Source organism: Vibrio anguillarum (assembly GCF_003390515.1).
Classification (GTDB): domain Bacteria; phylum Pseudomonadota; class Gammaproteobacteria; order Enterobacterales; family Vibrionaceae; genus Vibrio; species Vibrio anguillarum.
The window spans coordinates 1,386,937-1,405,387 of the sequence record NZ_CP031479.1; the positions used below are offsets into that span (position 1 = coordinate 1,386,937).

Consider the following 18,451-nt stretch of genomic DNA (forward strand, 5'->3'; position numbering starts at 1 on the left):
AAAATCAGAAGCTTGGCATACACTTTTCAGGTAAAGCCGATATCTTATTGATTGGCTAAGCGAAAATGCTTTGGCGCTGCTTAGAAGCAGCAAGGTTTAACATAGCTTTGAGGGAAGTTTTATGGCGCTCACAAAGGCCGAATTGGCTGAAAACCTGTTTGAAAAGCTTGGATACAGTAAACGGGATGCCAAGGAAACGGTTGAAGTGTTTTTCGAAGAGATTCGCAAGGCGCTTGAAAGTGGCGAACAGGTAAAACTATCTGGTTTTGGTAATTTTGATCTACGAGACAAAAACGAGCGTCCGGGTCGAAACCCAAAAACAGGTGAGGATATTCCTATCTCCGCTCGACGTGTCGTAACGTTCCGCCCAGGGCAGAAATTAAAAGCCCGAGTCGAGAACATTAATGTCGAAAAATAGACCGAGCAATAGACCACGCTATGCGTGGTCTTTTTTTTTCTGTTTATGGTGAGTTAAGGGTTCTGAACGTATTAGGCTGCTTGAATATGAGTGGTGATATACGGCTGCCAGGCGTTTTGGTAGAGCTCGATAGATTGGCGACGAAACTGGTTAATTTGCGCCTTTTCAATATCATGTAACGCTCGCTTTTCTAATGCGGCGACACGTTCAAACTTCTGAATCTGTTCATAGAAACGATGCTCGGGGCCATTTTTCACATCGGCAATGGCTTTAAGGTGCAATTGTACTTCTGCAATGACATTGGTTTTAGGAAGTTGAACCAGTAAGTTTAAATCACGATATCCCGATGCCGCAGGCGATTTAAAGCGGTTCTTTACTTTTACGATGCTGGCCTCTCGGCTTAATACTTCATAAGCCTCGACTAAGCTTGGTACATCATTTGCCACAAGGGTTGTTCTGGCTAAATCTGTGATCCTATCAGCTCGCCCACCTAATTCATGTTCTATTTTACTTAATGCTCGGTCACGTGATTTCACGCCAGAAAAGTGAGCCTCTGTTGATGTCAGTAAAGCAGTACTTCTGCACAATGTTTCAAGTTCACGTTGAGCTTGATGAGCTTTACTGTAGAGAATTTCAAAATCGTTATAGGGTTGCAAAGGCTGGTTGTTGGTGGACTGGATGCCATATAAACCGCTTAAACTATGCTTGAATAGTTTAGATGAGAGTTGATTTTTCGATTCACCAACTTTGGCATCACTTTCTGAATTGAACGGAACGGCTGCAAAGGCAGGGGCTCTGCTTAGTACTAAAAGCATCAGTGCCGTAGTACGTAAAAATAGGCTCATTCATTCTCCTTAACTTAGTCTAGGTAAAAGGTGAAACCAAAATAGACCTAAACACGTGATAACCAGAGTCGCTTGCTATGAGATCTTGGGATGAACAAAGTCAACTCAATAGCTCGTGGAACAATTAATCCATAATTTTGCGCTTTATCACAGGTCTTATCTTCAGACGCCTCGCTAGGCTATCTGTTCAATTTGATGTGTTACCAAGTGTATCTAATGAGGATGAACCAAATATGAACATCTTTATCTGTCTTTGTGCTGTTTGTTTAACCTGTTGGGGATTCACTTATTAGTCAGTAGCATGTACTTTGTCTGGCTGTAGATTTTAATCGTAGAGCACGAAGATAATGAAAGATCCCGAGTTTTGGCACAAGAAATGGGCCTCCAACCAAATAGGATTTCACTTAGAAGATGTGAACCCATTGTTGATCGAATATTGGCCTCAACTCTCACCTCAACGAAATGAAAGTGTATTTGTACCATTGTGCGGAAAAAGTGAAGATTTGATATGGCTCGCTTCCCAGCATGAACAGGTTCAGGGTGTAGAGCTGAGTGAAATTGCCGTTCGTTCCTTTTTTGCCGAGCATTTTTATACGCCAACGGTCACTCGCTTAAATGGAGCGCATGAACTGTATCAGTTTGATGAACTGATGATTTATACCGGAGATGTCTTTAGTGCGCCGCTAAAAGCGGTTGAGCTTATCTACGACCGAGCGGCGTTAGTTGCGCTGCCCCCCGAAATGCGAGAGGAGTACGTTATTCGCTTGCTTTCATTGTTGAAAGAGGGCGGAAGGGTGCTGCTTGTGACGCTGGATTACGTTCAAAGTGAAATGACGGGTCCTCCATTCTGTGTCGCCAAAAATGAAGTTGAGTCGTTATTCACTGACTGCAAAGTGACGTGTCTGTTTCGTGACGATGCTGATGAAAATCACCCTAAAATCAGTCAACGAGGATTAAGCCGTTTTGCTGAAGTCGTGTGGTTAATTGAGAAGTAACAGACTATGCTTAAATCGTTTATTTATACATCCTAGACAACAATAAATAGGTAGGTTTTAGGCGTTTGATGAGAGCAAGCCATTACGTCTATATCAGCCGCTCTAATACTAAGGAAAAACTATGGGTTTGTTTAGTCGGAAGCCAAACAGCAATCAACAGTCTAAAAAGAGTAGTGATGAACTGGTGGTTGATTCAATAAAACGCACGATGGCTTATATTGAGTTTGATCCACAAGGACATATTCTGACTGCCAGCTCCTCATTCTTACAAGTGTTGGGTTATTCATTATCGGAAGTGGTGGGCCAGCATCATCGAATGTTCTGTGAAAGTGAATTTGTTAATGCGCCTCAATATAGTCAACTTTGGCAAAATTTAGCGCAAGGTAAACCTCATGCGGGTACGTTTTGCCGTTTAACTAAAAGCCATAATAAAGTGTGGATTGAAGCTACGTACATCCCAGTAAAAGATGAGCAAGGAAAAGTGGTTAAGGTGGTGAAGATTGCCAGTGATGTCACTGCTGCAAAAGAGAAATTGGATAGACAAGTGGCCGTATTTGAAGCTGTCGATAAGTCAATGGCTGTGATTTCTTTCACTCCCGATGGGACGGTTGTGGAGGCGAATCCAAACTTTCTGTCCTGTGTTGGGTACAAATTACAAGAAATCGTTGGTAAACCACATCGCCTATTCTGTGACGATGAGTTTTATAGAAAGAACCCGAATTTTTGGGCGTCGCTTGCTAGCGGCCATTTTAAAACGGGATTATTTAAACGTTTTACAAAACATGGTGATGAAATTTGGTTAGAAGCGACTTATAACCCCATCTTTAACGAAAAGTATAAAGTGATTGGTGTGACTAAGTTTGCAACTGATGTCACGCAACGAGTACTGCAAGCTCGGGCGATTAAAGATGCAGCAGAAGTGGCGCATCACACCTCACAAGAAACGGTACATATTGCTCAACTTGGGACGGGAACGCTAGCCGAAGCCGCCTCCATTGCTAAAGAGATTGATAACGCGATCACTAAGGCGAATACATCGATGACGCAACTGGCCAACCAGTCGCAGCAAATCACCAAAATTGTAACCACCATTACAGGCATAGCAGAACAGACTAATTTGCTGGCGCTCAATGCCGCTATCGAGGCTGCGCGTGCTGGGGAGTATGGCCGGGGTTTTGCTGTGGTTGCTGATGAGGTGCGCTCATTAGCCTCCAATACCACCAAAGCGACCGATGAAATTGGTAATATTGTTAAGCTCAATAGCGAACTGACCAACAGCTCGACATCGATGATGGGGGCAATTCAAGGCCAAGTCACGGCATGTAACAGCAAACTGGAAGAGACGCAAAAGCTGATTGATGAAATGAGAAAAGCCGCGGACAGTGTGGTTAGCACGGTCAGTGAACTGATTAAAGAGTAAGGCTCTGCAGCGAGTATTGTTGGTGAAGAAAATGAAAGCGAGCCTAGTGGCTCGCTTTGCGTTTTTACAGAATCACTTGCACGCTTTTGGCACATTGAATTGCGTTGTGCAAAGCCTGTTTGAGTTCTTTATCTTTCGCCAGAGCAACCCCAAGTCGACGGCGTCCATCAATGTCTGGTTTACCAAACAGACGAAGTTGAGTGTGTGGGATAGACAGTGCTTCATTTATTCCATCAAATCTAAGGTTAGTGGAGGTGCCTTGACCTAAAATAACCGCAGATGCCGATGGCCCATATTGGGTAATACTGTTGATTGGCATACCCGTGAACGCGCGCACGTGTAACGCAAATTCAGACAGCTCTTGCGAAATGAGGGTGACCATTCCCGTATCATGTGGGCGAGGGGACACTTCATTGAAGATAACATTATCGCCTTTGACAAACAGTTCAACACCAAATAAGCCGTAACCACCGAGTGCATTAACCACTTGTTCTGCTACATATTCAGCGGCTTTAATTGCGTTAGCCGACATCACTTGTGGTTGCCATGATTCGCGATAATCCCCTTCCTCTTGTCGATGGCCAATGGGAGCGCAGCAATGGACACCATCCACTGCTCGAATCGTCAAGAGAGTAATTTCGTAATCGAAATCGATAAATCCTTCGACGATCACTCTCCCAGCTCCACTGCGGCCACCTTCTTGAGCGTATGCCCAAGCGCGGCTAATATCCTCTTGCGTCTTAATCACACTTTGGCCTTTACCTGATGAACTCATCACAGGCTTAACTACGCAAGGCATACCGACATGCTCAATCGCCAGTACAAAATCATTATAGTCATCAGCAAACTGATAAGGAGAGGTAGGTAAGGCAAGAGTTTCTGCGGCTAAACGGCGAATGCCTTCACGGTTCATCGTCAATTGAGTGGCAGTTGCAGTGGGGACAACGTTTAAGCCTTGCGCTTCCAGTTCAACCAGCTTGTGAGTGGCAATTGCTTCAATTTCTGGCACCACGTAGTCTGGTTTTTCGAGTTCGATAATGGCTTGTAGCGCATCGCCATCTAGCATATCCAATACGTGGCTACGATGCGCCACCTGCATTGCTGGAGCGTTGGCGTAGCGATCACAGGCAATCACTTCTAAACCAAGGCGTTGGCATTCAATTGCCACCTCTTTGCCCAATTCTCCGGAACCAAGCAGTAAAACGCGGGTGGCATTTTCACGTGTAGCAGTACCAAACATAGTGAATCCTTACATTCAAGCAATAGGTAATAGCGAAAACAGCCAAAATCATACTAAAATTAAGAATAAAAGCAAACGTTTGCCTTTGTGATGAGAGATGAGTGATTTCCTGTTCGTGCTGTCGATAGAGTGGTTTGTGTAATACGCAGTAAACGAACTCATACCTGTACAAAAATTAAGGCTGAAATAGCAATTAATGTGCAGTAAACAGCATTCGAGAAACTGCGTTAAGAATATGAAGTAATTTCAGTCTAAAGTTTATGTGGGATTGACTAAGAAAAAGACACCTATGGCTATGAAAACTTTCTTACGTTTACGTTTTATTACTCTACACACGAAAACTGCTCTGTTGTTTTCTGTCGGGTTGGTTGGGATCATTCTTAGCAGCTTATTTATTACTCGCCACTTTTTTTTATATAGCTTGAATGAACTTGAATCAATTGAGATTCATCGAGATAGCAATCAAGCTCAGTCGGTCATTCAAGATCTTTTAGTACAGCAAGAAAAGCGTTCTTATGATTGGGCTTATTGGGATGAAACTTATCTGTTGCTGTTGAATGGCGACACTCAATTTGCTGAGCGCAACTTGTATCCTGATTCCCTCGATACTTTAGGTTTAGACGTTTTGGCTTTCATCACCGAATCCTCGCAATTGGTTGAATACTTATGTCGGGATATTGAACCTGGCACAAACTGTTCGTTAGTGGAACAGTTGATACGCTCACAAGGTGTGAGCGACCATTTAATTCAGATGCATCACACACTTGATGAGGATAAAACTAGCCGCTCTGGCCTCATCCGTGTGGAAAATAGTGTGTGGGTGGTGAGCCTAACTCCGGTGCGTAACAGTGAAGGTACGGCTGATGTTGTGGGGTGGATGCTATGGGGACAGCACTTAACCCGCCGTTTCCCTTCTCAGTATCAGAACCTACTAACCGCTAAAAATGACATTGTAGTTACCGATGCTCCTGTGATTTTACCTGTTAGTCATAATCAAGAAGGTATTGAAAGAGATCAAAATAATATCACGCATTACACCTTACTCAGTGATATGACAGGGCAACCTATTGGTTATTTAAAAACCTGTGCTCAGCGGCTTTACTATCAAAAAGGGAACGAAACTTTTTATTATTTGATTTTGGCGATCATCATTGCGGCCGGCTTTGTCGCCGTGGCTACTTTTGCTCTGTTTCGCAGCAAGGTAGCCAAACGGTTTGAGAATTTTGAGCGTGGGATCAATCAGCTGATTGAAGAGAGTGCATTCTCTTCACAATCGAATGATAAACAAGATGAGTTTGAACGAATTACCGAACTTGTCCGTTCACTTGCTGCCTCATCCTCCTTGGCGGAAGATAGGCTTAAAGAGACGTTACAGAAATTTGATGCACTCTATCAAAGCCAAAATCTCGGAATGTTGCTGGTGGTTGATCGCTTCATTGTCGATGTGAACCAAGCCTTGTTGGATATGCTTTCTTATTCTAGAGATGAGTTGGTTGGAAAGGTTTTAGATGAGTTTTGTATTATACAAAATGATGTGGTGTGCAGCAGTGAATTACTCTACCAAAATATAGAACAAGGGATGCGTGAATTTGAGGGACATGTTGTTACAAAGGGTCAGCAGCGTTTAGAGTGTCTTATCGAAGCTACATTGATAGAACAACGTGGGCATCGCTCTATCATGCTATCGATTACTGATATCAGCGAGCAAAAGCAGCAAGAGCAGCTTATTTACGACCTTACCCATTCTGACCCAGTTTCAGGTTTACTTAATCGTCCAACGATGATGAGACAAGTCCAGCCTTTGATTGACAATCCGACCGAATGTGGTGGGTTTTCCGTGCTCTATCTACGGGTTAAAAGACTAAAAGAAATTTCAGAAGTGTACGGACACAGTGCTTACGATATGGCCGTTAAACATTTTTCGGCTACGCTTAGAAACCGTTTCAATACGTCCATAATGGGACGAATTAGTGAATATGAATTTATGGTGTGTGAGTTGGGTAACGGGGCAACCTCTTTTTTGATTCACAGAGGCACTAAGCTTATCGATAGTTACAAGAGGAAGACTGACATTGGCGGCTTGGAACTCGATTTGAGTGTGGAAGGTGCTGTGATTGATTCACAATTGACTATCGATTCTTTTGAAACTTTGGTTCAAAGTGGTTTTTATGCCATTCAACAAACAGAGAAAGCTGGAGCCAGCCTGGTTGTTTCAGTGACACAAGAATTGTTTGTTCATGCCCAGAAGTCGTTAGCGATCAATCGAGATCTTATCTCTGCCGTGAAAGATGGTCATATTATTGCTTACTATCAGCCGATTGTTCGTGCAGACAGTGCTGAAATCATTGGCTTTGAAGCTCTAGCTCGCTGGGAACACCCTCAACTTGGTATGGTTTCGCCAGCCGTATTTATCCCTTTGGCTGAGCAACGTAAAGTGATCATTGAATTGGGAGAGCAGATACTAGGCCAAGCCTGCCAATTTATTAACGAACTGCAAACGCGGTCGCAATTTTCGTTGGGTAAACGGCTAAGTATTCACGTCAATCTTTCTAGCCCGCATTTCTACAGTAAAAAATTGGTCGGGTACTTATCAGTATTGATTGAAAAATATCAAATTGAACCGGGACAATTAGTGCTCGAATTGACGGAAAGTATGTTGTTGGGGGCTGAAGAAGAGACGATCAAACGCATGGATGCGATAAAAAAACTCGGTATACAGTTGGCGCTTGATGATTTTGGTACGGGGTATTCCTCGTTTAGTACATTGTGTGATTTTCCATTAGATATAGTGAAGTTAGACCAGTCTTATATTTCCACATTGGAATCCAATGACAAAGCCAAAACCTTGGTGCGCAGTATTATCAATATGTCGCAAGAGCTAGGCTTAACTACCGTGGCTGAAGGGGTTGAAACTGCTTCGCAACTGCGCAAACTCAAAGTCTGGAATATTGATGAGATCCAAGGCTTCTATTTTTACAAGCCGATGAGTAAACAAGAGGTGTTCGATAATTTGTTGGGCGGAAAGGATATGCGGTAAAACCTGCACCATCAAAAGGAAAAAATCCCCATGCGTTGGGGATTTTTCACTAGAGCGCCTAAACCACAAGATAGGAAAGAGGAATGTCTGGGTTAATTACTTCCAAGGTGGCTTGAGTATCGGCTAAATGGCTAATACTGCCATCAGACATCTCAACTAATGCGGCTGCGACAATATTATCAAAGCGTTGGCCATCCATCATTAACTGAACAAGAGCAACTTGCAATGGTGGTAAGCTTGGGTTGAATGCGGCATTTTCAGCATACGCACCGACGTAGGTTTTACCATTCTCAACTTGCAGGGCAACACCACTGAGATTGTTGGTATAGGGTGCGTAACTGTGGTTTAGGCCATTAAGGGCTAAGCCAATGAGTGGGTCATCTTCGCTAGTTGTTTTGCCGTGGTTAGCGTCTGCCATTAGACCAGAATCAACACCTAAATCAGCAGGACCAAATGATTCAGGTAGGTACTCTTGCAGTGACTTCTCATCACGCTGTGGTAGCTGAATGACAAGCGAGTCTGCGGTCGTAAGCTCATTCATAAACTGACGGCAGTGCCCACAAGGGCTGAAGTTGATGGTAATGTCAGCAACGCCTTGTTCACCTTTCATCCACGCATGGCTGATGGCACATTGCTCGGCGTGTACGGTTTGGCCTAATTGTGCACCGGAAAACTCCATATTCGCGCCAAAGTACAAACGGCCCGATAAACCTCTGACGATGGCTCCCACGTAAAAGTTTGAAAGCGGTACATAAGCATAGGCGGCCGCAAAAGGCAGCAGTGCAACGCGCAATTCCGCATCGTCTAAGCCAGAAAGAGAAAGCAGTTGGTTGAACTGTTCTGGTGATAGGGTTGCGTCAAAATCATCGCACAGCAGAATGGGCGACAAAAATTCTGCAACGGTTTTTGGCGTATCAGCTAGCGCCTGTTCAATACGGCTTTTCATAATGAGTCCTTATCTATGTATTGACGAATATTCTAGGCGAAGAATGAAATTTTACTGAGATTTAAGTCACGTAATGCAATGTAACGTAATTTTGGTTTTCACATTTAGAGTGAGGTCACACATGAAATCGATTACAGTCAGCCTTAGAGTGAGACACGTCTACAATCAAAATCCATGAGTAGACGTATCTTTGATTTCTGTTGGCACTCTATAGCGTGGATAACCACATTGAAAAAGCAAAAAAACTTGGAGCAAGTATCGATGTGATTACGCCGCACACGACTAATGCAAGTGAACTAAATGCTGCGTCACGTGGATCTTTTTCAGCGCAGGTTGCTGTGCCCAGCGCATGAGATACGGTGCCCATGGTTAAGCCTTTAGCAATGGGATGCGTGATGTTGAGAAGGTTATAGATAGGGTAGGCGAGAATCGCGCCAAACAGCCCTACAATGACCACTAAAACGGCGGCAATGGCTGGCTCCCCACCGAGGTTACTGGAAACTTCCATCGCAATCGGTGTGGTAACTGATTTACCCAGTAGGCTGGCGATTAAATGTATATCCGTTTGAAGATAAACAGCAATTAAGCTGGCTGTGAGCATTGACATAGCACTGCCCACCCCGCAGGCGAGGGCAATGATGCGCCAATTTGAGCGGATCTGAGGCAGTTGTTCATAGAGAGGATAAGCCAGCGCCACCACGGCCGGTTGCAACAGAAAGCTCAGCCACTGGTTATCAGCATAGTAACTGGCATAAGGGATGTTAAAAAATAGCAAGATAGGAATGATGATCACAAGGCTGAGCAGTAACGGATTCATTATGGCCGTTTTGCATTTTTTACTGATCCAACGTGTCAGGAAAAAGACCGCAATCGTGAGCAATAACCACATCACTTATTCCCCTTTTTCAAAAAACGATCCAGCCCTAAACCCAGACAAACTAATACGATCAGCGTACCGCCCACCGCGCTGGCAAGAATCGGGATGGCGTTACTCATCAATAAATCAAAATGCTCGATTAATCCGACACTGATAGGGACAAATAAAATGACCATATAACGGATAAAAAGACTGGCACTGGGTTTTACCCATTCGACAGGCACGAGCCCACTTGCCAATAAACTAAACAGAATTAGCATTCCGATAATACTGCCCGGAATGGTGATGCCAAGCCAATGTTGAAGATTGATACCTGCCATCAGGCAAAGGAAAATCAGCCCCATAGAGACCAAATATTTTGCAATGGTATTCACAATAAAAGTCGGTGCCTTGTTGTGCCTAAACTATTTTCGGAAATGGAATCGCAGCGTGTTGGTTTGAAACCTGACAGCGCGAAAACCTCGTACATTAACTCGCGATGTCTTCGACATAACGGTAAACGGATTTTAAAATAGCCATTTTCTTTTCGTCACTGCTGTGGGTGTGAACTAAGTTCTCTAAATTGAGCATGTACTCTTCAAGGTGGCTTTCGAAATAATCACGACAGTGAGTTGCCCAACGCCTTTGCTCTTCGTCACTTAATGTCAATGGGTAATGGCGAGCGCGGTAGCGAAACAGCAAGGGTTCGATGCGCTTATCGCTAAAACTAATGTCTAATGCGGCGAGATTGACTGGGTCAGCTTGGCGAATGATCTCCATCGCCGCTTTGTCGGCTGGAGAGAAGAAACCGTCGTAGAGTTGAGTATCGACATCGTCACTGTGCTTATATTCTCGCTCAATTGTGTAGAGGCCAATCAGCTTTTCTCTGATCTCAGGGTACTGCTTGATGAGCGCTAAGTGTTCAAGGCACAGGTTTCTATCGACCCCGATATGGTCTGCATTTTCGGCCGTTAATGTTTTGGCCGGCGCAAGGATAGGGCATTTATTGAGATGCACTAATTTGATGGGCACTGGCAATTCATCTTCTGCCAACTCTTCGCGTTTGGTATATAGACGTTGATGCAGTTCTTCGCTGCTTAAATCGATCAGGGGTTGAGGGTTTTTGGCAAGGTCCACCACAATAACCGCATTTTGATTGGTGGGATGCCAAGCAATCGGCACGATCCAACTGGTATATTGGCATTCTCGGCCTAACATACCCGATACGTGCATTAAAGGTGTCATGTTGACGATATCAATCAGATCATTGAGTTTGCGTTTATGGCGCATGTTAAAAAAGTAATCAAACAACTTGGGTTGGGCGGCTTTTACTTTTTTGGCTAGCTCAATGGTGGCGATAACATCGGCCATAGCATCGTGGGCATTCGCATGTTCGATGCCATTGGCAACTGAGAGATGCTCCAGCTTAAAACTGGTAAAGCCTTCGTCATTTTCGGGCCAGTTGATGCCTTCTGGGCGTAGCGCATGGCAGGCGCGCATCACATCAAGTAAATCCCAGCGTGAATTGCCGTTTTGCCAGCTCCAAGCATACGGATCAATGAAATTACGATAGCAAGTGTAACGCGTTACTTCATCATCAAAACGAATACTGTTGTAACCAAGACTGGTGGTGTTGGGTGTGGCGAGTTGTAGATGAATTTTGGCGATAAATTCAGGCTCTGGCAAGCCTTGGGCCACCGCTTTTTGTGGTGTGATACCCGTAATAAGCGCCGCTTCTGGAGAAGGCAAATAGTCCGCTGGTGGTTGACAATAGATAACCAGTGGTTCGCCAATAATATTAAAATCCATATCGGTGCGAACGCCCGCAAATTGGCTCGGACGATCTTTCGCAGGGTTGACTCCCCACGTCTCATAGTCGAGGAAAAAGAAAGTAGGCGGGTGCTCTTGTCGCATTCGATAGTATCCAGTCGCTGAAATTTAAGGTTTATTAGACCATTGCCCGTGTGACATAGCAATGTGCGAAGCATGTTCTGATGAGGATTTGAAATGAAAAAGCCGGCGCATTGGCACCGGCTTGGAGAAAAACGAGAACGTTCGATACTTTCTAGGCTTGCTGTTCTTGAACTTGTACCTGTTTACCGTTCAGTAATCGGCTGGTAATGGTACCTGCCGTCATTGAGCCTGAAACGTTCAACGCGGTGCGGGCCATATCAATCAAGGGTTCAATGGAGATAAGCAGTGCTGCAATCGTCACTGGTAGGCCCATCGCTGGTAGCACGATTAAGGCTGCAAAAGTGGCACCGCCACCGACGCCAGCAATACCAAATGAGCTGATTGCGATAATAGCCACTAGCGACAAAATAAAGTGCACGTCCATTGGATTAATACCGACGGTAGGAGCAACCATCACTGCGAGCATGGCTGGGTAAATACCAGCACAGCCGTTTTGACCAATAGTGGCACCGAATGAAGCCGATAGGTTGGCAATTGCTGGTGGTACGTTCAGCTTAGTGATTTGCGCTTCTACATTAAGAGGAATGGTTGCCGCTGAGCTACGTGAGGTGAACGCGAAGGTCAACACTGGCCAAATTTTTTGGAAATACTCTTTAGGGCTAACGCCTACAAAAGAAACCAATATACCGTGCACCACAAACATCAATGCAATGGCGACATAAGAGGCGACAATAAAACCGAGCAAACTCAGAATATCGCCCGCACTTGATGTAGCGACAACTTTCGCCATCAACGCCGCAATACCGTAAGGGGTTAGTGCCATCACCATTTTCACGAGGCGCATCACAATCGACTGTATCGCTTCGACAAAGGTGCGGATTGGCGTTTCTAGCTCGGCTTTCTCTGACATTACTTTACGCGCCGCAATACCCGTTAGTACGCCAAAAATAACCACAGCGATGATCGAGGTTGAGCGAGCACCGGTTAAGTCGGCAAAAGGATTGGTCGGAATAAAGCTTAATAGCATTTGAGGAATAGTTAAATCACTCACAGTAGCGGCGCGGCTTTCTAGTACAGCAATACGCGCCGTTTCACGGCTGCCTTCAACGAGGCCGTCTGCTGTTAAACCAAAAGCTTGGGTGACAAAAATACCGATCAATGCCGAGACAGCGGTCGTCAGCAGTAAGATAGAAATGGTCAGGCCAGAGATTTTACCCAGCGAGCCACCTTTATCGAGCTTCACAACCGCAGCGATCATCGACACCAGCACCAAAGGCATAATCACCATTTTTAGCAAACCAACATAACCGTTACCGACGACGTTGACCCAGCCTAATGTTTCCTTGATGGCCACATGTCCTTCACCAAGAACCACTTGTAGAGCAAGGCCAAATGCGCTGCCTAGGATCAACCCAAGTAGCACTAAGCGTGAAAGAGTGTGAGACTTTTTCTGCTGTCCGAAGAGAAAAAACAGAATGCCAATAAATACTGCGAGTGCGGCAATGGCTGCAACTGACATGATGCGACACCTTAAAAGTTGTGTACCCATGATTACGTTGATCGCCGATGAGCGATGTAGTCGATAATGCTAGGTAAAAGGAGAATAAAAGCGATGAAACGCAACAATATCTTTTAACGTAGGTTAATCCAAAGACAAAATCAGCATGATTTAGAACAAATGGTTATCAATCTTTCTATTGTGCTGGTAAATGAACCGATCGGTGAGTTATTTAAGCAAGTCATTGATACTTCTTGAGCAAGGCAAGCATGTCGCTAGAGTGCAAAATATCTATGGCGTGTGGTTGTATCTGAAAGAGGCAATAGAGCATAGCGCTTGCAACATCTTGCGCGGAAATGGGGATAAAATTGCGTAAGCGCCCTAGTAGCAGAGGGTGCAATAGAGTCAGAATCACTCGTACCCATTTTTCATCCGTTCGCTTGTTTTTCCGAATGCCAGTTAGAGGCCCAGGCCTGACGAAGGTCACTTGTTCAAAACCCATTCGGCGAATGGTTTCTTCCATTCTCCCTTTGCATTGTAAGTAATGAGATCGAGAGCGAGCTTTGGCACCTAAGCTCGAAACGATGGCAATGCGCTTGACACCCAATGTCTTCATTGTTTGAGCGACTTGACAAACCAACTCATAGTCTACTTTCTCCAGCCCCTGCTTTGAACCCGCTTGCTTACGGGTAGTCCCTAGTGCGATGAGACCAAGCTGGGGAGGGACAAAACTTTCATCCCAGTGCGTGATTTGCAACTGCGGATGAATGATTTCTTGCAACTTTGGGTGTTGGATTTCGGTGCTTTTTCTGACTAAAGAATAGATTTGAGAGACGGCTTGCTCTTCTAGCATGATGGCTAAAGCATGCTGCCCAACGAGACCGGAAGCGCCAGCAATAATCACAGTTTTGTGTCGCTTATCCATCGTTTTCTCCTTTTTTACCTTGCAGTGATTGTATGCAGTGCTGCTTACTTATGGCAGTTTATTCTTTCGCTTTCATCGTATTCAACCATTTATAAGCACCTATTTTAGAAATAACGCTTTAGTGACATTGCATCTTTATCGCTATTAACTAAATTTTTAGTGTAGGTAACTAAAAGAAATGAGCTGCTGTCAAATACAGAGATAAGGCGTAATAACAATGAAAATAAAATCTAAACTGTTGCTCAGCTTGATTTCGGCGACCATTATCCCTGTTGCTATTGTTTCAACGGTAATGGTGACGAATTTACGTTCACAAGCCGTTAGTGATTTTATTGAACAAAGTCATGGAGAAATGAGTCAGGTTGATAATGCTATCGCCATCTATTTTTCTGGCATTGAACAAAATGTGAAAATGTTAGCCAACTCACCCGCGTTGCAAAAAGTGGACAGTTCCATTACCCGTTATATCGACAAAATAGCTGAACCGATGACCCCAGATAGCAATGGAATGGTGGAGCGTGGAATTTATGAAGCGCTTTACCTTATGGGTGAGGCGCACAAAGGTTATTCGTACGTTTACATGGGAACCAAAGAGGGCGGATATATACAATGGCCGACGGGTAAGGCGTCAGACAATTATGATCCTAGAGCTCGCCCGTGGTACAAAACGGCGATGTCTAGCCCAGGCGAGATAAAACGCACTCAAGCCTATTATTGGGAGCCTGATGACGCCACGATTGTGAGCAATGTTTTGTCCTTTAATGCTGCTGGTACCCAAAATGCTGGGGTGGTTGCGATTGATGTTTCGCTAAAAACACTGACGGATATCGTGAAGAAGATAAAACTAGGCGAAACCGGATACATTATGATGGTTGAGGATAGCGGTAACGTCTTGGTGGATGCTAAGTACCCAGAGAACAATTTTCAACCCCTTGACTCCTTAGCTGCTGCATACAAAACGATAGGTCAAACATCCTCTGGTTTTATCAATATCGAAATTGGCGGTGTGGAATATATGGCTAATGTCATGAATTCCGAAAAGTTAGGTTGGAAGTTCGTTGGCCTGATTACTACCGAAGAAGTTATGGCAGAAAGCAATAGCTTGATCAAATACATTTTAGCGATTGTTTTTGTGTTGACAGTGATTTTCATCATTGGCGCACTTTTTTTAGCGGGGTTGATCGCCAAGCCGCTTAGTTTAGTTTCAAACGGCTTACAAGAGATAGCTGAAGGTGAAGGTGATTTAACCAAGGAATTGATCATTCGTTCGAACGATGAAACGGGTCAATTGGCTGTGTATTTCAACGCATTTTTGAAAGCCATTCGATTACTTGTACAGCAAATAGGCCATGCAGGAGAACAGATGGGGGAATCGGCGCAAAGAGCGGCAACAATATCGGAAGACTTGTCAGCCGTTTCTCAACGACAGAAACAAGCGGTTGAGATGGTATCAACGGCGTTTAATGAAATGGTGTCTACTGCCAATGAAGTAGCAACGCTATGCAGCTCGGCAGCCCAGGCTGCTGATGACAGTCAGCAATTAGTGAGTCAAGGCCAGCAAAATATCCACACCGCGGTTTCTAGTGTCAATCAGTTAGCTGATTATATTTCAACGTCTTCAACCACGATTCAAGAGTTAGAAAATGATAGCCAAGGTATTACTGCAATTTTAGATACCATTCGCGGCATTGCTGAACAGACCAACCTGTTGGCTTTAAACGCTGCGATTGAAGCGGCTCGTGCAGGGGAGCAGGGAAGAGGTTTTGCTGTTGTTGCGGATGAGGTTCGTGCGCTCGCAAAACGTACGCAAGATTCAACCGAAGAAATCAACGGCTTAGTGGTACGTTTGCAAAATAGGACCAAAGAAGTCGCAGAACAGATGACCGTGAGTTTAAATGCGTCACGGAAAACCGTGACAACGACTGAGTCGGTCAACGATAGCTTTACTGGCATCTATCAGTCAGTATTGTCGATTCACGATATGAATACTCAAATCGCAACGGCTGCCGAAGAGCAGCACCTAGTCGCAGAAGAAATTAATCGTAATATTCATCAAGTACAAGAAGATACTCAGAAAGTTGATGATGTATCGAGCCGAGCTCTACTTAACTCACAAAATCTCGCGAGTTCAGCTGATGATCTGAATAATTTAGTGAGTAAGTTTAAGACCCAGTAATTTCTGGGGAGATTTTTATACCTAACCCATTTGAAGGAGAGAAAGTTAACCACTGACTTGCTGTTTCCATAAGCGTGCGTAAAGTCCTGCATGTGCGAGCAACGCTTCGTGAGTACCTTGCTCGGCCACTTGCCCATCTTCGATGACGATAATGTTATCGGCATGACGAATCGTCGATAACCGATGTGCAATACTGATCACCGTTCGATCATGGCAAATGGTTTCCATGTTGCTCATGATGGCCGCCTCTGACTGATAATCGAGCGCTGAAGTCGCTTCATCAAGCAGTAAGATTTTTGGGTTAACTAACAATGCGCGAGCCAGTGCAATGCGTTGACGTTGCCCGCCAGATAAGTTGGCACCTCTTTCTCCTACTTGTTGTTCAAACCCTTGTGGCAGCGCTTCAATAAAGCTTAACGCACCAGCAAGCTTTGCAACGTTTATCAGCTCTGCATCGCTTGCATCGGGTTTACAAAGACGAATATTGTCGGCAACGCTGCCTGCAAATAGCATGCTTTCTTGCAGCACCACACTCATGCTGCTCCTTAACGAGACCGGATCTGCAATGGCGAGATCCATACCATCGACTAAGACTTGCCCATGCAAAGGTACATAAAGACGCTGTAGCAGTTTCGTTAATGTACTTTTTCCAGATCCAGAAGGCCCAGTAATACCAATAAATTGCCCCGGAGCGATGGTCAACGAGAGATTCGCTAAGACTTCCGGTGCATCGATATGATAACGGAAGCGAACATTTTTAAACTCAATGCCTCCTTGAACAGAAGGGATGGAAGCAAGGCCATCTTTACTATTTTCAGCCGGTTCGTTAAGAATGTCGCCAACGCGACGCAAGGCTACTAAGGTGTGCTGGAAATCTTGCCATACTTGCGCAAGTCGCAAAACGGGTTGAGTAACATGCCCTGCTAGCATATTGAAGGCAACCAATTCACCGGGGGTGAGCTGCCCATTGAGCACTAAGTTGACTCCCCACCAAAGTAAAATGGCAGCGGCTATTTTTTGCACTAAGGCAATCAATTGTCCAGCAATTAAACTGGCTTTTTGGGCTGAAAACGCGCATTCAATTTGTCGACTGAGTATTTGCTGCCACCGTTCTAAAAATCGAGCTTCCGTTGCGGTTGTCTTGATTGTTTCTATACCCGTTATAGATTCAGTCAGGAAGGTGGTTGTCTCTGCTTCTGCGTCATACTCTGTCGTTACCTTGTGACGAACCCAAGGTCCAATACCTAACCACAGCAGAAAATAAATCACTAATGAACCGATAATCAGCCCGGTGAGCGCTGGCGCATAATGAAACATCACACCAATAAAGAGGGTGATAAAAATGAGATCCAAGAGCAGCATTAAGGTTGAGCCCGTCAAAAACTGACGTATTTGCCCCATTTCCCGTACGCGGGCGATGATTTGCCCCGTTTGACGCTGCTTGAAATAACTTAATGGAAGATTAATCAAATGCCGATACAATCGCCCTGATAGTTCTGCATTGACTTGACTAGAAAGATGACCAAAAACCGTATTGCGCAAATAACTGTAAAGAGGTTCAGCAATAGCCAGCGCAAGCATAGCCAGCGCTAAAACGTGCAAACTCGACAAACTTCGCCCCACAAGAACCTTATCAATAACGGTTTCAAAAAGTTTGGGACCAAACAGGGCAAACAGTTGCAGCACAATCGAATACAGAAACACATCACGTAGCTGTTTTGACTGACGGAGTACCGAAGGCATAAACCAGCGGAGGCCAAAAGCGACATCGCTTGGCTCTATACTCTGCTCAATCAGTAATAAGACCTCATAACAGGAACTTGAAGATCCTTGCGCCAACGGAAACTCGAAATAGCGCTGTTTAATGGGATCGTACAAGGTCCAACCATACTCGTTTAGCGCATGAATGACATGCCATTGCTGACGGATTTTGACCAATGCAGGTAGCGGGATCGGCTCGCTTCCTCTGACGGTGATCATTCGGCTTTTCAGACCAATAGATTGAGCGGCTCGCTGAATGTCGAGAGCACTGAGCTCATTTTCGGCAACGCCTAGTGTATGAATCAGTTGTGATGGCGTGACTTTCTTATCAAATGAAAGGCTGGCAAACGAGAGGGCCGCTAATGCGCCATGGCTTTCTTGATCATGAACCGTTGAGACGGTGTTGGTTAAGGTATCCAC

Annotated in this window: 14 protein-coding genes; 5 read left to right on the forward strand and 9 right to left on the reverse strand. The window is 44.7% G+C overall.

Annotated features, from left to right (window positions below):
- Positions 1–121: 121 nt before the first annotated feature.
- Entirely contained in the window at positions 122–418 is a 297-nt protein-coding gene (ihfA, locus tag DD616_RS10500) for an integration host factor subunit alpha (protein ID WP_010319630.1), read from the forward strand.
- Positions 419–489: 71 nt separating this feature from the next.
- Here the strand turns inward: ihfA and DD616_RS10505 are convergent, their stop codons facing one another.
- On the reverse strand, positions 490–1,263 hold the full coding sequence (locus DD616_RS10505) for a nucleotidyltransferase family protein (protein WP_017044849.1): 774 nt from the start codon (positions 1,261–1,263) through the stop codon (positions 490–492).
- A gap of 347 nt (positions 1,264–1,610) precedes the next feature.
- Between DD616_RS10505 and DD616_RS10510 the strand changes: the two genes are divergently transcribed.
- Together DD616_RS10510 and DD616_RS10515 are read left to right on the forward strand one after the other, a co-directional pair.
- Positions 1,611–2,258, forward strand: a complete 648-nt coding sequence (locus tag DD616_RS10510; protein ID WP_208872261.1) for a thiopurine S-methyltransferase — start codon at positions 1,611–1,613, stop codon at positions 2,256–2,258.
- Between the two features lie 121 nt (positions 2,259–2,379).
- Positions 2,380–3,678: a methyl-accepting chemotaxis protein gene (locus DD616_RS10515; protein ID WP_208872262.1), complete on the forward strand. Its 1,299-nt coding sequence runs from the start codon at positions 2,380–2,382 to the stop codon at positions 3,676–3,678.
- Positions 3,679–3,742: 64 nt separating this feature from the next.
- Here DD616_RS10515 and purT read toward each other — a convergent pair whose 3' ends face one another.
- Positions 3,743–4,918: a formate-dependent phosphoribosylglycinamide formyltransferase gene (gene purT, locus DD616_RS10520; RefSeq protein WP_208872263.1), complete on the reverse strand. Its 1,176-nt coding sequence runs from the start codon at positions 4,916–4,918 to the stop codon at positions 3,743–3,745.
- 289 nt (positions 4,919–5,207) lie between these two features.
- Between purT and DD616_RS10525 the strand changes: the two genes are divergently transcribed.
- On the forward strand, positions 5,208–7,955 hold the full coding sequence (locus DD616_RS10525; RefSeq protein WP_231140417.1) for a bifunctional diguanylate cyclase/phosphodiesterase: 2,748 nt from the start codon (positions 5,208–5,210) through the stop codon (positions 7,953–7,955).
- A gap of 58 nt (positions 7,956–8,013) precedes the next feature.
- On the opposite strand, the gene cdd is transcribed toward DD616_RS10525, so the two are convergent.
- From cdd to DD616_RS10555, 6 genes are all read right to left on the reverse strand, one after another.
- A complete protein-coding gene (gene cdd, locus DD616_RS10530; protein ID WP_047688268.1) occupies positions 8,014–8,901 on the reverse strand; it encodes a cytidine deaminase in 888 nt (295 codons plus the stop codon).
- 208 nt (positions 8,902–9,109) lie between these two features.
- Positions 9,110–9,790, reverse strand: coding sequence for a CidB/LrgB family autolysis modulator (locus tag DD616_RS10535; protein WP_010319624.1), 681 nt, complete (start codon positions 9,788–9,790; stop codon positions 9,110–9,112).
- Positions 9,790–10,122 (reverse strand): CidA/LrgA family protein, encoded by a 333-nt coding sequence (locus DD616_RS10540; RefSeq protein WP_033197434.1) that lies wholly within the window; start codon positions 10,120–10,122, stop codon positions 9,790–9,792. The genes DD616_RS10535 and DD616_RS10540 overlap by 1 nt, the downstream gene beginning before the upstream one ends.
- Before the next feature lie 124 nt (positions 10,123–10,246).
- Positions 10,247–11,671 (reverse strand): exodeoxyribonuclease I, encoded by a 1,425-nt coding sequence (gene sbcB, locus DD616_RS10545; RefSeq protein WP_208872265.1) that lies wholly within the window; start codon positions 11,669–11,671, stop codon positions 10,247–10,249.
- A gap of 151 nt (positions 11,672–11,822) precedes the next feature.
- A complete protein-coding gene (locus tag DD616_RS10550) occupies positions 11,823–13,190 on the reverse strand; it encodes an L-cystine transporter (protein WP_026028454.1) in 1,368 nt (455 codons plus the stop codon).
- Between the two features lie 220 nt (positions 13,191–13,410).
- Positions 13,411–14,094, reverse strand: coding sequence for an NAD(P)H-binding protein (locus DD616_RS10555; protein ID WP_013856632.1), 684 nt, complete (start codon positions 14,092–14,094; stop codon positions 13,411–13,413).
- Between the two features lie 217 nt (positions 14,095–14,311).
- Between DD616_RS10555 and DD616_RS10560 the strand changes: the two genes are divergently transcribed.
- The gene (locus tag DD616_RS10560; protein ID WP_013856634.1) at positions 14,312–16,270 is read left to right on the forward strand and encodes a methyl-accepting chemotaxis protein; all 1,959 of its coding nucleotides are present in this window, start codon (positions 14,312–14,314) and stop codon (positions 16,268–16,270) included.
- A gap of 45 nt (positions 16,271–16,315) precedes the next feature.
- Here DD616_RS10560 and DD616_RS10565 read toward each other — a convergent pair whose 3' ends face one another.
- Positions 16,316–18,451 (reverse strand): type I secretion system permease/ATPase, encoded by a 2,136-nt coding sequence (locus DD616_RS10565; protein WP_208872266.1) that lies wholly within the window; start codon positions 18,449–18,451, stop codon positions 16,316–16,318.